Source organism: Edaphobacter dinghuensis, from assembly GCF_014640335.1.
Taxonomy (GTDB): domain Bacteria; phylum Acidobacteriota; class Terriglobia; order Terriglobales; family Acidobacteriaceae; genus Edaphobacter; species Edaphobacter dinghuensis.
In genome coordinates this window covers 588,859-602,406 of sequence record NZ_BMGT01000003.1, presented here as the reverse complement: position 1 = coordinate 602,406, position 13,548 = coordinate 588,859, and the positions used below count along the sequence as shown (strand labels likewise).

General features: G+C 56.7%; 11 protein-coding genes. 6 read left to right on the top strand and 5 right to left on the bottom strand.

Annotation, left to right across the window (positions count from 1 at the left end; translation table 11 throughout):
• Positions 1-30: 30 nt before the first annotated feature.
• Positions 31-1,002 (bottom strand): IS1595 family transposase, encoded by a 972-nt coding sequence (locus tag IEW09_RS14475; RefSeq protein ID WP_188554904.1) that lies wholly within the window; start codon positions 1,000-1,002, stop codon positions 31-33.
• Positions 1,003-1,179: 177 nt separating this feature from the next.
• Here IEW09_RS14475 and IEW09_RS14470 point away from each other — a divergent pair, with 177 nt between their 5' ends.
• The gene (locus IEW09_RS14470; RefSeq protein ID WP_188554903.1) at positions 1,180-1,683 is read left to right on the top strand and encodes an ImmA/IrrE family metallo-endopeptidase; all 504 of its coding nucleotides are present in this window, start codon (positions 1,180-1,182) and stop codon (positions 1,681-1,683) included.
• On the top strand, positions 1,673-2,071 hold the full coding sequence (locus IEW09_RS14465) for a hypothetical protein (protein WP_188554902.1): 399 nt from the start codon (positions 1,673-1,675) through the stop codon (positions 2,069-2,071). Before IEW09_RS14470 ends, IEW09_RS14465 begins: the two co-directional genes overlap by 11 nt.
• Before the next feature lie 319 nt (positions 2,072-2,390).
• On the opposite strand, the gene IEW09_RS14460 is transcribed toward IEW09_RS14465, so the two are convergent.
• From IEW09_RS14460 to IEW09_RS14450, 3 genes are all read right to left on the bottom strand, one after another.
• The gene (locus IEW09_RS14460; protein ID WP_317890866.1) at positions 2,391-3,278 is read right to left on the bottom strand and encodes a proline dehydrogenase family protein; all 888 of its coding nucleotides are present in this window, start codon (positions 3,276-3,278) and stop codon (positions 2,391-2,393) included.
• A 103-nt stretch (positions 3,279-3,381) separates the two neighbouring features.
• The gene (locus tag IEW09_RS14455) at positions 3,382-5,352 is read right to left on the bottom strand and encodes an NHL repeat-containing protein (protein ID WP_188554901.1); all 1,971 of its coding nucleotides are present in this window, start codon (positions 5,350-5,352) and stop codon (positions 3,382-3,384) included.
• A 251-nt stretch (positions 5,353-5,603) separates the two neighbouring features.
• Positions 5,604-6,416, bottom strand: coding sequence for a dolichyl-phosphate beta-glucosyltransferase (locus tag IEW09_RS14450; RefSeq protein WP_188554900.1), 813 nt, complete (start codon positions 6,414-6,416; stop codon positions 5,604-5,606).
• A gap of 196 nt (positions 6,417-6,612) precedes the next feature.
• Here IEW09_RS14450 and sppA point away from each other — a divergent pair, with 196 nt between their 5' ends.
• The 4 genes from sppA (at position 6,613) to IEW09_RS14430 (ending at position 11,489) form a co-directional block, all read left to right on the top strand.
• On the top strand, positions 6,613-7,632 hold the full coding sequence (gene sppA, locus IEW09_RS14445) for a signal peptide peptidase SppA (RefSeq protein ID WP_188554899.1): 1,020 nt from the start codon (positions 6,613-6,615) through the stop codon (positions 7,630-7,632).
• A gap of 260 nt (positions 7,633-7,892) precedes the next feature.
• Complete coding sequence (locus IEW09_RS14440) at positions 7,893-8,243, top strand: HU family DNA-binding protein (RefSeq protein ID WP_188554898.1); 351 nt, start codon at positions 7,893-7,895, stop codon at positions 8,241-8,243.
• A 207-nt stretch (positions 8,244-8,450) separates the two neighbouring features.
• The gene (locus IEW09_RS14435; protein WP_188554897.1) at positions 8,451-9,026 is read left to right on the top strand and encodes a YybH family protein; all 576 of its coding nucleotides are present in this window, start codon (positions 8,451-8,453) and stop codon (positions 9,024-9,026) included.
• A 66-nt stretch (positions 9,027-9,092) separates the two neighbouring features.
• Positions 9,093-11,489, top strand: coding sequence for a PAS domain S-box protein (locus tag IEW09_RS14430; protein ID WP_188554896.1), 2,397 nt, complete (start codon positions 9,093-9,095; stop codon positions 11,487-11,489).
• A gap of 32 nt (positions 11,490-11,521) precedes the next feature.
• Here IEW09_RS14430 and acs read toward each other — a convergent pair whose 3' ends face one another.
• A complete protein-coding gene (acs, locus tag IEW09_RS14425) occupies positions 11,522-13,483 on the bottom strand; it encodes an acetate--CoA ligase (protein WP_229739332.1) in 1,962 nt (653 codons plus the stop codon).
• Between the last annotated feature and the right edge of the window lie 65 nt (positions 13,484-13,548).

Genomic DNA, 13,548 nt, shown 5'->3' with positions numbered 1-13,548 from the left:
ATTCGTCTATGGCCCCGCAAAGGGCCGTGTTTAGGCTTCTGAGCCTGCCTCCTTACCCGTCAACTCAGCATAGGTAAGGCGACGGTTTACTACCTGCGATAGAGCTTTGATGAAGCGACTTCCATCGTTGTGTCCGATGCGATTGTTGAAGCGAAACATCTGTTCATCCAGATAGCGATCTAAGTGCATCGGCTCTACTGCTACGTACGTGCCATTCAATCCCCGCTTTAGAAGGCTCCAGAAATTCTCAATAGCCTGAGTGTGTACGCCACCAGCGGTTACATACTCTTCCATGTGATTCACAGTCGCGTGAACGAAATCCTGCGCCGCTAGGCCATCGTAACCGGGCCACTGGTCGGTATGAATCGTGGAACCAAATCCAACATTATCGAGAATAGCCTTCTGTAGAGTTACCCGTTTAACGTTGGGAACGACCTGAGCGCGAACCTGACGAGTGCCAGTCTCGATCATCCCAAATACTGCCGTTTTTTCTGCATATCCGTTCATGCCCAACTTCAGTTTGAGCCGACGACTTTTGTGCATGTTCTTCGGCTTGCCTCCGAGAAAGGATTCGTCCATCTGGACAGGCGTACCGGAAGCTCCCATCTTCTCCATCGTCACGTCTTTTAGGATGAACCGCAGACGCTGTAGGACAAACCAAGCACTCTTCTGCGTGATATCCAGATCACGTGCAACTTCATACGAGCTGACACCGTTCCTGCAATTGACGAGCAGCCAGAGAGCACACATCCATTTGCTCAACTCAATTGGGCTATCTTCAAAGATCGTTCCAACCTTGACACTAAACTGCTTACGGCAAGCATGGCATTTCCAACGCTTCTGAGTGGCCAGCCAGTAGTGATTGCGTTTCTCTTGAGTCGCATTGCATTTTGGGCAGATCGGGCTTCCATCCTGCCAGCGGAGGGACGCAACCGCATTGATGCAGGTCTGTTCATCAGAGAAGTATTTGATGGCTTCGATTAGGGTTTTCGGCATTTCCATTTCGTTCACCTTGACTAACCCAGAATAAGGTCAAGCAATGGGTTAGTCAAGTACTTATTTTATTCGCTTTTAATTCACCTTTCGCCTGCATGGCGAGCCTGTGGAAAACTTGGCTGCAATGTTATTGACGTGCTAACATACAACTAGTAGATTGATCCCGCAGGAGGAGGAGTGGACATGTTCGAAACCAAGCTAATCAAGCCTGATTATCGTCTTGCCGAACGTGAAGCTATTCGTCTTTTGAACGAGTCCGGCGTCTATCAACCTCCTGTCAACCCTGTGGAAATCGCGCATGATATTGGAGTGCGGGTTAGCTTCGTCCACTTTAGTGGCGAGAGCGAAGGAGTTGCTGGATTATATGATCCTTCTGAGGATCAGATTCTCGTAAATGCGGATGAGGCTGGCGTTCGCCAAACTTTTACCGTCGCCCATGAACTCGGTCACCGGATAATGCACGCTGAGTGGGCGAAGTCGGAAGCCTATAAAGTACTCTGGCGTGATCCCAAGCGTCAAAGCAAGGACAGGCGTGAGACTGAGGCAAATGTATTTGCAGCCAATCTGCTGATGCCGAAGCAAATGGTGGACGAGTATAAGTCTCTTCCAGTTTCCAGCATCGCTAGGATCTTCGCCGTCTCGGAGCAAGTGGCCACATTCCGGCTTCAAAATCTATATGGCATCTGAAAGAGACGAAGCCCTCAGTGCCGTAGTTGCTGCGGATAAAACACCTGAAGTTCCCCCCGTTGAAATCCCATCATCCAACCTTGACTCGGCTCTGAGTACCGCAGAAGAAACGAGGCGCTTAGAGCTTGCAAACCAACATGCACTGAACAGATTGCACGCTGAATTGGGATGGTTTGGGAAAGTTTTCGGCAGCGAGTCCCATGCAGCAATCGTCATTGCGTTTGTAATGATCGTCCTTGGATTTGGAACAGCGATAGGACTCTGGTTTGTTGCATACCGAACGGGCAAGACAGATTTCTGGGCATCAGAAGCCCATCTATCCCTTGCCGCAGCCACATCAGCATTAGGGTACGTGTTTGGTCGTGGGTCGAAAGACGGAAACAAATAACCCCCTTGGGTTAGCCAAGTATATTTATGCCCCGCTAAAGTCTTCAAAATAAAAGGGATATTTTGCAAAGTCTTCATTCAAAAAGACTTGATGGTAAATCACTGTTTATGAATGGTTTACCGCGAATATCTACTGCTTGGGTGATTCGAGTAAACGCAGATTCCCTTCGGGAATGACAAACAAATTGTAGAGAATTGGGAGAAACTCACCTGCAAAGGCTATTGGTTTTATTTTGTTTGAGTTAGATAGCTTTGGGACTTGACACGCTGTTTGCTGATGTTTTGAGGTCTTCCTTGGAAAAAATCCGAGAGAGAAGATTTCAAGTTCTGAAGAAGTTCTGGAGAAGGAAGAGAAGATTGGCGGGGCGTTCCGCCAGCCGCCGCATGAAGTAGGGGTACCACTCCGGGCCGAAGGGAATATAGACACGGACGCCGAATCCGTCTTCGGCCAACTGACGTTGCAGGTCACGCCGTATCCCGTAAAGCATTTGAAACTCAAAGGCGCTCTGCGGCACTTTGCTGGTGCGAACGAAGGCAAGCAGTTCCTCGATGATGGCCTCGTCGTGGGTTGCGATTCCGCAGAAGACGCCCTTGCCCTCTCGCGAGTAGGTGACCATGCGCTTCATCAATCGAACATAATTGGCATCTACCTCAGCCTTCGTCGGAAAGGCGACGGCTGGCCCTTCTTTGTAGGCACCCTTGCAAAGTCGAATACGAATTCCCTGCCCCAGCAGACGCTCCACGTCTTCGGCAGTACGGTAGAGGTACGCCTGCAACACCGTGCCCACGCTCCCGGGATAACGGGCCGCCAACCGCTCGGTGATAGCGATGGTGGCCTCGGTATAAGCAGACGATTCCATGTCGATGCGGACGAAGGAGCCAGCAGTGTCGGCACGCTCGACGATCTCGCCGACGACGCGCTCGGCCAGGGCCGGATCGAAGTCCATGCCCATCTGCGAGAGCTTGACGCTGACGTTGGCGTTCAATCCGCCCTCATGGATAGCGTCGAGTAGCTGGTGGTAGATGGCGGCAGAGGCGCGGGCTTCGGACTCGGTGGTTACACTTTCTCCCAGCGAGTCGAGACTGACGGCGATGCCCTCACGATTAACATGTTGGCAAGCGGCCAGCGCGTCGCTGATTGCCATCCCGGCGATAAATCTTCCGGAGAGCCTGCGTCCCAGCGCGGAACGCTCAGAGAAAGCTCGCAAGCTCTTATTTTGAGATAGAGCAATCAGCGCAGATCGCAGCAAAGAGAGAGCACCCCCGGCCAATAAGGTATTGTGCCATGATGCTCTCTCGCGGAGAAGCCGCCTAAGGCCGTCTGCCGATTGTCTTGTTTTTGACCGCGAACTGCAACGGCGTCACCGTCGGCGCGCCCGCGCCAATGTACTCGAAGATGCTGCCGTTTCCGGCTCCAAGAGTGTCGTCCGTGGTCCAGACATTCCCCGAAGCATCGAGCGCAATGCCCACCTCGGCGGTCGCTGCGGGTGAGACATAGCCCGTCTTGAGCGGCGAGATACTGCCTCCCGATGCCGACAGGCGACTGATGGAGCCGTCCGTGTTGGCAGTCCAGACCGTATTGTCGCCATCGATAGCCACCGAACTGGCAGGAGCAGAGGTCGCATAGCCGCTACTGCCCGAGAGCAGCACTCCCGTGCTGCTAAGTTCGGAGACAGAGGCTCTGTTGAAGTTCGCCACCCAGGCATTGCCGTTCCTGTCGATGGCAATCCCCGAAGGCTGCGACATCCCTCCGGTATAACCGGAGGCGCTGAAAGGAGCGCCTGCGTTGTTGAACTTCGAGATGCTGTTTGCTCCGTAGTTGGCCACCCATACGTTCTGCGCTGTATCGATGGCGACAGCGTAAGGGTTGTTGAGTCCACCAGTAATCTGCGCTACCGGCGTTCCACTGGGGTTCAGCTTGGTAACGGTGTTGTTGGAGTTCGCAGTAAAGACATCTCCCACCGTGTCGATGGCCAGGGCTACCGGATTGACCAAACCAGAATAGGTGAAACCCAAGGTCCCTGAGAGTGGAACACCCGCCGAGGTATGCTCGCTTACACCACCTGCATAGTTGGCGCTCCAGATATTGCCGGACGTATCCACAGCGACAGCGAAAGGCTCATTGAGGCCGCCGCCCGTAAAACCATTGGCTCCGGAGAGCGGCGCTCCCACGGGACTGAATTCGCTGAGAACTCCGGGAAACCCTGCCGAGTTCGGGACCCAGATATTGCCCGAGCCGTCGACGGCCAGAAGCTGCGGGAGATTAAGTCCGCCGCCGGTGTACTCGATGCTGAGCGTCCAATCGGAAGGCGCACCAGCAAGCGCAGGCTGAAAGACTTTCGTGGCAGACTGCACCGCAGAGAGTTGTGCAACGTTATTTCCGGGGTTGAGCGCAATATCGAGCATCGCCGACAGCGTATCCGTTGGCGTCGTTCCGCCCGGCGGCGTGGCCAGCGAGAAAAGCTGCGAACAAGCTCCGTCGCCCTTGGTAACGACGCAAGCCGCCATGATGTTGGCGAGCGCGTTGATCCTCGTCTGCGGCACAACGCCGTTTCCGGCAGGAGTAGTCGTGCGGGCCGTTCCCTGCGCGGGATCAACTAGGTTGTTGACCGTGGAAAATGCGTTCACAAGTCCGTTGATGTTCGTGCTGCTGGTCCCAACCGCCGCGGTTCCCGGCGTCATAAATGGAGACAACGCATAAACCGCAGCCATTGACGAGATCTCACTCACATCGGCCACGACATCGCTACCGAGGTCGCTGCAATTGCCCAGTGCCGCCATCAAAACCGTACTGTTGTTATCGCCTGCGCCTGCATCGCCGCCTGTCGCCACAACATAGACCTGTGAATTAGCAGACGGACAGCTTAAGCTGCCCGACATGGTGAATCTTCCGTCGCTGCCTGTAGTCACCGATCCGCTGAGAAGAGATACCGAGCCGGTACCGTAGCCTGATGTGCCTGCCACATAGAGATCAACCGAAGATCCGGAGATGGGCTGTTGGCCGCTATGCACCAGACCTGTGAGCACGATGCTCGAGCTACCACCGCTCGAACCGGAGCCTGAGTTAGAACCTGAGCCTGACGTAGATCCTGTCCCTGTGCCGGAGGTCGATCCAGATCCTGAACTGGAGTTTGAACCAGAACTTGAACCAGTCGTCGAACCGGAGCCTGTAGCTCCTGTACCTCCCGGTGCCACTCCCCCTGCTCCGCAACCTGCTAGAACAAGACTTACTCCAAATCCAAGTGCCACGGCGATCCCACGACGGGAGATCTGAAGACGCATACAGCTCCTTATATTTTGTTAAAGATGGAAGGGATCAAGGCGTTCAACATGCAAAAGGAGCGATACAAGCGGATCAGTATCCAATTATCACGGTAGCAAGAGAGGAACCAACCGTCTGTCCCACAATCCGGACAGCCCATACAACCTTCGCGTCACCGGGCATACAGAAACGCGCAGAACCGCCAAAATGGCAGCCGAAGACAGAAGATTGTAGAAATAGAGAGAGTGCAGCAGGAATCCGAAAAGCCTTCCTAACGGACCTCGGCGCTCACCTTGGTGACATGCTCTACCGGAGCGGTGACCATCGTGCTGGTGTCCTTCATCGCAGCGATCGCCTCGTCGTATCGTCCAGCCAGCGAATTGGCACGAATCTTCGCCATATCCTCAAGCATCTTGAGGCCATCTTTCAGATAGCTCATACGGCTACGCTCGTCGTGTCCCCAGGTGACGGGCACCTCGCGAACGACATACTTCAACTTGCGGGCGATGAAAAGAATCTCAGGATCGAAGCCCCAGCGCTCAATGGTCTGCAGGCGGAAGATCGTCTGCGCGGCAGAACGCCGGAAGGCTTTAAAGCCGCACTGCGTGTCCTTAAAAGGAAGGCCCATCACAGCGCGCGTGACCCAGTTGAAACATCGTCCGAAGAACTGGCGATAAAGCGGCTGATGAATTGTTTGTCGCGTCCTGTCCATCCAGCGCGAACCAATCGCCACATCGGCCCCGGCGGCCAGAGCAGCGATCAGGCGTTCCGCCTCCTCCATGGGAGCGGACAGATCGGCATCGGTAAACATCACAATTTCGCCGGCGGCCTGCAGCAAACCGTTGCGTACAGAGTAGCCCTTGCCCTTGTTTCCGGGATTCTGAATCAGATGAAGGCGTGGATTATCTTGCATCCAGAGCTGCACAATCGCCGCTGTATTGTCTTTCGAACCGTCATCGACGACCAGAATCTCAGCGTCCCACCCTCGCGCCGCGATACACGAAGTCACTCGTTCGAGAGCCGCCTCGATGCGCGCTCCCTCGTTAAACGCCGGAATAACAATACTTAGCTGGGGATGCGACATCAGACTACCGAACTTTCGACCAAACCGGGAATTTAGAACATGCAAAGAATCAGCGGTAACAATCAAAACTACCGTCGTTCATCATACTGCAATATTTAGACGCACAAACATATTTTTAGACGCAGCTAACCCTAATTATGGGAGCAAAATTTGCCCCATACGCTACGGTTGGGTTGTCTTTGCTACACTCCTCACCATGCCGGAAGATTTCGTACCACCGCCACCGCCTCCTCCACCTTCCTATACTGCTGCTCCTCCGCAGCCCTACTCCCCTCCCTATCAGGGCTATCCCATGCCATATGTTGCTCCGCGGAGGCGCTCGCCGTGGTTCTACATTGGCATCATTGCGGGTTCGGTGGCTGCCGCCGTTCTGCTGTTTACCTTTATGGTGTGGATGACGGTACGTTCGGCGACGGGAACAGCCGGACTCGACCTGGGAGGCGGAAGCCACATCGCCGTCATCGACATTAATGGCGTCATCCTGTCGCCGGACGATATCAACACCCAGCTCCGCAAGTTCGGTGAAGACTCCTCAGTTAAGGCAATCATCCTGCATATCAACTCTCCCGGCGGGGGCGCGGCCGCCTCGCAGGAGATCTATCACGAGGTACTTCGCGTTCGGCAGGAGAACCACAAGAAGATCATCGCCTCGGTCGAGTCGGTGGGCGCGTCAGGCGCCTATTACATCGCCAGCGGCTGCGACAAGATCTATGCCAATGATGCCTCGGTCGTCGGCTCCATCGGCGTCATTATGGAGTGGACCAACTACGGCGACCTGATGCACTGGGCCAAGTTGAAGAGCGTCGTCATCCACGCCGGAGAACTCAAGGACGCAGGCGACCCTAGCCGCGACGCCACACCGAAGGAGCAGGCCTACTTTCAGTCGCTGGTCGACAATATGTATGGACAGTTCATCCACGACGTCGCCACCGGACGGCACACCACGGACGATAAGATCAAGCCGCTTGCTACGGGCCAAGTCTGGACCGGTGAACAAGCGCTTCCGCTCGGCCTGATCGATAAGGTAGGAGGCTTCCGCACTGCCCTGATCGACACCGCGCGCAGCGTGGGAATCTCCGGGGAGCCGAGCATCGTGCGCCCGCCAAAGAACAAAGGCGGCCTGCTGGCACTGCTCAGTGGAGATGCCGACGACCTGTTCACCAATCCCGGGCAGCTACTGAACCACTCCCCCGGCTTCTACTTTATGTGGAAGTAACAGACCGTCCTGCCACCTTTGCAGACGTCTTGACGCCGGATTACAAAAGACCCCAAAGAAAATTGGGGTCTTTTTCTACTTTCGTGTGACCAACGGGGCGGTTTTGGCATCTCATGTCTTTTCATATTGCTTCAAGATTTTTCAGTACATTTTAGGCGGCGAACCGCCTCCATCCCGTCTACAATCAACGAGAACGAAGTATTTTGCATCAAATATCGCATCATAACTTCAGGCCCTCCCAGTACGAAAGGAACCCGCTCATGACCAAAGCAGACCTCGTAGACAAAGTGACCGCCCTTGGCGACCTCACCCGCCGCGATGGAGAGGTCATCGTCGATACCCTCTTCGAGGCCGTCATCGGCGCACTCAAATCCGGCGATAAGATCGAGATTCGTGGCTTCGGTAGCTTTCGCACCCGCCAACGCAACGCCCGTACCGGACGCAATCCGAAGACCGGCGAGAAGGTCGAGGTTCCGGCAAAGCGCGTCCCTTTCTTCAAGCCGTCGAAAGAGTTGCGTGACTCGGTCAACCCTTCCGGAAACAAGGGCCAGAAGTCTGCCCATGACGGGGATACCAGCCACATCGATCCTCACCACCCGCCGGCCATGTAATCCGGTAAGCCTCTTGTTCGCGCACTCAAAGCCGTGAATGCCAAGTCAAAGATACAAGGGCAGCGCTGAAGTCCGGCCTGCCTTTGTACTTCTATAAGCTCTGCCCAAGATGAGAATATCTGCTGCCAACCTTAATCCTTGGCAGTTCGACATTTACCTGTCCGCAATCATCCGCCGACTTCTTCATCGGCTGGTAGCATAATTTCTATGCAGCGCCTATCGATCTCTGGAATTGTTTTTGTTCTGTGTGCAGCTGTCGCACTTCCTCTTAAAGCCCAGACTGGCCCCGATGCTGCGACTCCAGGCTTCGATCCATTGTCCAAGCCATCGGCCACTATCATCAGCCCGCTCGTGCAGCCCACACTCTCCCCCGGTGTCTTACTCTTGTTGGAGCTTGACGGCAAGTTTCAGAAGGCGGTCGCAGAGGGCGGCGGTAAGGCGTTCGCCAGTTGGTTCGCCGATGATGCAGTCACGCTCAACAATGGCCGACCCGCTGTGATGGGTCGCGCCGCCATTGCAGCACAAGCGCAATGGGACCCCAAGACCTATCAACTCACCTGGCAACCGCAGGGCGCACAGATGGGTCCGTCGAACGACATGGGCTTCACCTGGGGACACTACGAGGGCCACTCCAAGGACAAAAATGGCCAGCCCGTTGTCATCTCCGGACGATACATCACCATGTGGAAAAAGGTGGCGGATGGAAGCTGGAAGGTGGCCCTGGACGCGAGTGCCGATGAGCCTCCCGCAGCAGGCGAGTGCTGCACATTACCGAAACCGTAGCTTGCATTGCTACCCCAAAAGTAGCAGTGTCAGCACTTATGGCATCCCCTACCATCGAGAGGCTAGATGAATGCTCTCCATGTCAAAGACGAAGTCCTGCGCATCGAGGCTCTCAATCAATATGAGGCCCTTAACTCTGCGCCGGATCCCATCCTCGATGACATCACCGGGCTGGCGGCCCAGGTGTGCGACGCACCGGTGGCGGCAATCTCACTCATCGGCAGCGAACGCATCTGGCTGAAGTCTCGTTTCGGGATAAACGCACTGGATGTCGCCCTGGGCAGTCTGCCCTGCGAGACGACCATTTTAGGTGACACTCTCTACGAGATCCGAGACGCGCGACTCGACCCCAACTATACCCCTGAAGGCATCCTGCTCGAAGGCCGACACTATTGCTTCTATGCAGGGGTTCCCCTGATTACGCCCGGCGGCGTCAATATCGGAGCGCTGTTTATTCTCGACTCCCCTGTCCGCGCACTCTCGCCGGAGCAGGCCTCGGCCCTGAGCATCCTCGGGCGGCAGGTCATCACCCGACTCGAGCTTAGCAGCAGGATTCGCCAGATTGATCGTGCCGCACGCTACCGCCAACGCGTCGAATCGGCGCTGACGGTTGAGCGTAACTTCGTCTCGGCAGTACTCGATACGGTAGGTGCGCTGGTCGCGGTCTTCGATCCCGCGGGCCGCATCGTCCGCTTCAACCGCGCCTGCGAGACCGCCTCCGGCTATGACTTCACCACGCTGGTCGGGCGCTATCCCTGGGACAAGCTCATTCCGCGGCAGGAGATTCCCGAGGCGATTGAAAACTTCGAGCGGCTACGCTCGGGCGAGCTTCCCGCCGCCTACGAAAACCAGTGGCTGCATCGCGACGGCAGTCTGCGCCGCATTGCCTGGACGGCCACCGCGCTGCGCGATGCCCAGGGACAGATCACCTTCATCATTGCCACCGGTATTGATGTCACCACACAGCGAGTCGCCGAGGCCACGCTGCGCGAGAGCGAATCCCGCTATCGCCTGCTCGTCGAAGGCTCGCTTGGTATGGTCTGTACTCACGACCTGCGCGGCGTTCTTCTCTCAGTCAACTCCCACGGCGCCGATACCATTGGGCGAACGGTGGCTGCCATGATCGGCCATTCGCTCGAAGAGTTCATCGTTCCCGAGGGTAAGCCTCTGCTCAAGGACTATCTCGACCTGATTGCACAGACAGGTGAGGCACAGGGGCTTCTTCATCTCGCCCACACTGACGGCGAGACCCGGGTCGTCGCCTACCGCAACAAACTCATTCTTTCGCCGGGGCGCGCACCCTACGTTCTCGGCTTCGGGGTCGACATCACCGAACAGATAAGGGTCGAAGGCCGACTCCGCAATCTCACCAACCAGTCGGACTCCATTCTGGAGTCGGTGGGAGACGGCATCTACGGCCTCGATCTCGAAGGCAGAGTGACCATCGTCAATCCTGCTGCCGCCCAGATGCTGGGCTACCGGCAAAACGAGATCTTGGGCCGCAGGATGCACGAGCTGATCCATCACACTCGCGCCGACGGCACGCCCTATCCCAAAGAAGAGTCGCCCATCCGCAAAAGTCTCTCCCTCTTCGATACGGTGCGCGTCTCCGACGAGGTCTTCTGGCGCAAGGACGGCACCAGCTTCCCTGTCGACTACGTCGCTCGCCCCCAACTCGATTCGCAGATGCTCGACCACGGCAAGGTCAAGGCCATCGGCGTCGTCGTCGCCTTCACCGACACCACCGAGCGACAGGCGCTGAACCGCATGAAAGACGAGTTCGTGTCCACGGTCTCGCACGAGCTGCGAACACCACTCACCTCCATTCGTGGAGCACTCGGACTGCTGCATAGCGAAGTGCTCTCCGAACGGCCCGGGAAGGCGCGGCAGATGCTCGACATCGCCATCAACAACTCCGACCGCCTTATCCGTCTGGTCAACGACATCCTCGATCTCGAGCGCATCGGCAGCGGCAAAGATGCATTACAGCGAGTGATGTGTGATGTCGAGGACCTGATGCGGCGCGCTGCCGGTATCCAACAGGCGGAGATTTCAAAGCCCGAGATCCTGATCACGTTCGATGCAAGCGGTGTGAATGTCTGGGCGGATCCGGACCGCATCCTTCAGACCTTCAATAACCTTATCTCGAACGCCATTAAATTTTCATTTCCGGGCGGCGCAATTCACCTGAGCGCTCGCAATCTCGACGAGAACGAAGCCATCATCGAAGTCAGCGATCAGGGGCGCGGCGTTCCTGCCGACAAACTGGAGACGATCTTTGAGCGCTTCCACCAGGTGGATGCGTCCGACTCGCGTGCGCTCGGCGGCACCGGCCTCGGACTGGCGATCTGTCGCAGCATCGTAACCCAGCATGGAGGCCGTATCTGGGCCACCAGCAATCCGATCCGAGGCACTACCTTTCACTTCACGCTGCCTACACGCCCGGCGAATAATCTTCTCTAAGACTTTTCTTAGGCAACACGGAGAGAGCTCTCTCACTCCTCCCCTTCGCGCAGCTTCGCAATCACAGCAAAGTCTTCGAGCGTCGTCGTATCGCCCTTTACCTCACCAGTTGCAGCCAACTCTCGCAGCAGTCGCCGCATGATCTTGCCGCTGCGCGTCTTCGGCAGAGCGTCGGTGAACCGCAGATCGTCAGGCCGCGCCAGCGCACCAATCTCCTTGGCAACCCACTGCCGCAGCTCCTGTCGCAGCTCCTCGCTGGCTACGTAGCCGGACTCAAGCGTGACGAACGCAGCGATTGCCTGTCCCTTCATCTCATCGGGACGGCCTACGACAGCAGCTTCAGCCACCTTTGCATGGGCTACGAGCGCCGACTCGACCTCCATCGTTCCCAGCCTGTGGCCGCTGACGTTGATCACGTCATCGACGCGCCCCATCAACCAGAAGTAGCCATCCGTATCGCGCCGTGCGCCGTCGCCGGTGAAGTAACTGCCCGGAATCTCGCTCCAGTAGGCCTCTTCATACCGCTTCGGATCGCCATAGATCGTGCGTGCCATCGAAGGCCAGGGCTTGCGGATTACCAACAGGCCGCCCTGTCCGTCGGGAACTGGCTCGCCTGATCTTGTAACTACTTCAGGAACAATTCCGAAGAATGGCCGAGTCGCCGAACCCGGTTTCGCTGGCACGGCTCCCGGAATCGGCGCGATCATGATGGCGCCGGTCTCGGTCTGCCACCATGTATCCACAATGGGGCAGCGCTCCTTGCCGATCTCGCGGTGATACCACATCCACGACTCAGGATTGATCGGCTCGCCCACCGTTCCCAGCAGTCGCAGCGAAGCGAGCGAGTGCTTATGAACCCACTCGTTACCCCACTTTGTAAATGCGCGGATCGCCGTCGGTGCCGTGTAAAAGACGGTCACCTTATGATCGTCGATAATCTTCCAGAAACGGTCGCACTCCGGCCAGTTCGGGGCGCCCTCGTACATCATCACCGTCGCGCCGCACTGCAGCGGCCCATAGACGACATAGCTGTGCCCGGTCACCCAGCCAATGTCCGCCGTGCACCAGTAGACATCTTCCTCACGCAGGTCGAAGACATACTTGCTGGTCAGGTATGTCTGCACGGAGTAGCCGCCGGTCGTATGCACCAGCCCCTTGGGCTTGCCCGTCGTGCCCGACGTGTACAGCAGATAGAGGGGGTCTTCCGCGTCCATCCACTCCGGCGCGCATTCTTTCTCTGCCTGCAACATTGCCTCATCCCACCAGATGTCGCGGCCTTCCTTCATCCTGATCTCGGAGCCCGAGCGTCGATACACCACGACGTTCTTAACGGAAGGACACTTCTCCAGCGCCTCATCGACAATCGCCTTCAACTTCACTTCGCCGCCACGCCGATAGCTCGTGTCCTGGGTTATAACGGCAACGCACTCAGAGTCATTGACACGATCCACAATTGCGTGGGCAGCGAAGCCACCGAAGATCACCGAATGAATTGCGCCGATGCGCGCGCAACCGAGCAGCGCAATCGCAAGCTCGGGACACATGCCCATGTAGATGGCGACGCGATCGCCGCGCTTGACGCCCAGCCCCTTCAATACATTCGCAAACCGCTGCACCTGCTCGTGCAGATCGCCGTAAGTCAGCCGCCGCACTTCGCCGGGCTCGCTCTCCCACAGGAGAGCAATCTTGTCCTTGCGCGCGCCCTTTGCGTGACGGTCGACGCAGTTGTGCGAAAGATTCAGCTTGCCGCCGACAAACCACTTCGTATCTTTGCCTTCGCCGTCGAGAACCTTGTTCCACGGAGCAAACCACTCCAGCTCCGACGCGGCCTCTGCCCAAAACTTCTCCGGCTGCTCGACACTGCGACGATACATCGCTTCATACTGCTCCAGACTCTTTACATGGGCCTTGGCCGCAAACTCCGCAGGCGGCGCAAATACCCGGTTTTCTCTTAAGCTCGAATCCAGATTCGTATGTTCAGCAGACGATGCCACGCAAAAACCTCCATATTCCCTATCGAAAAAAGGTATAGCATCCATCGCACCATGGGCAAACCGAT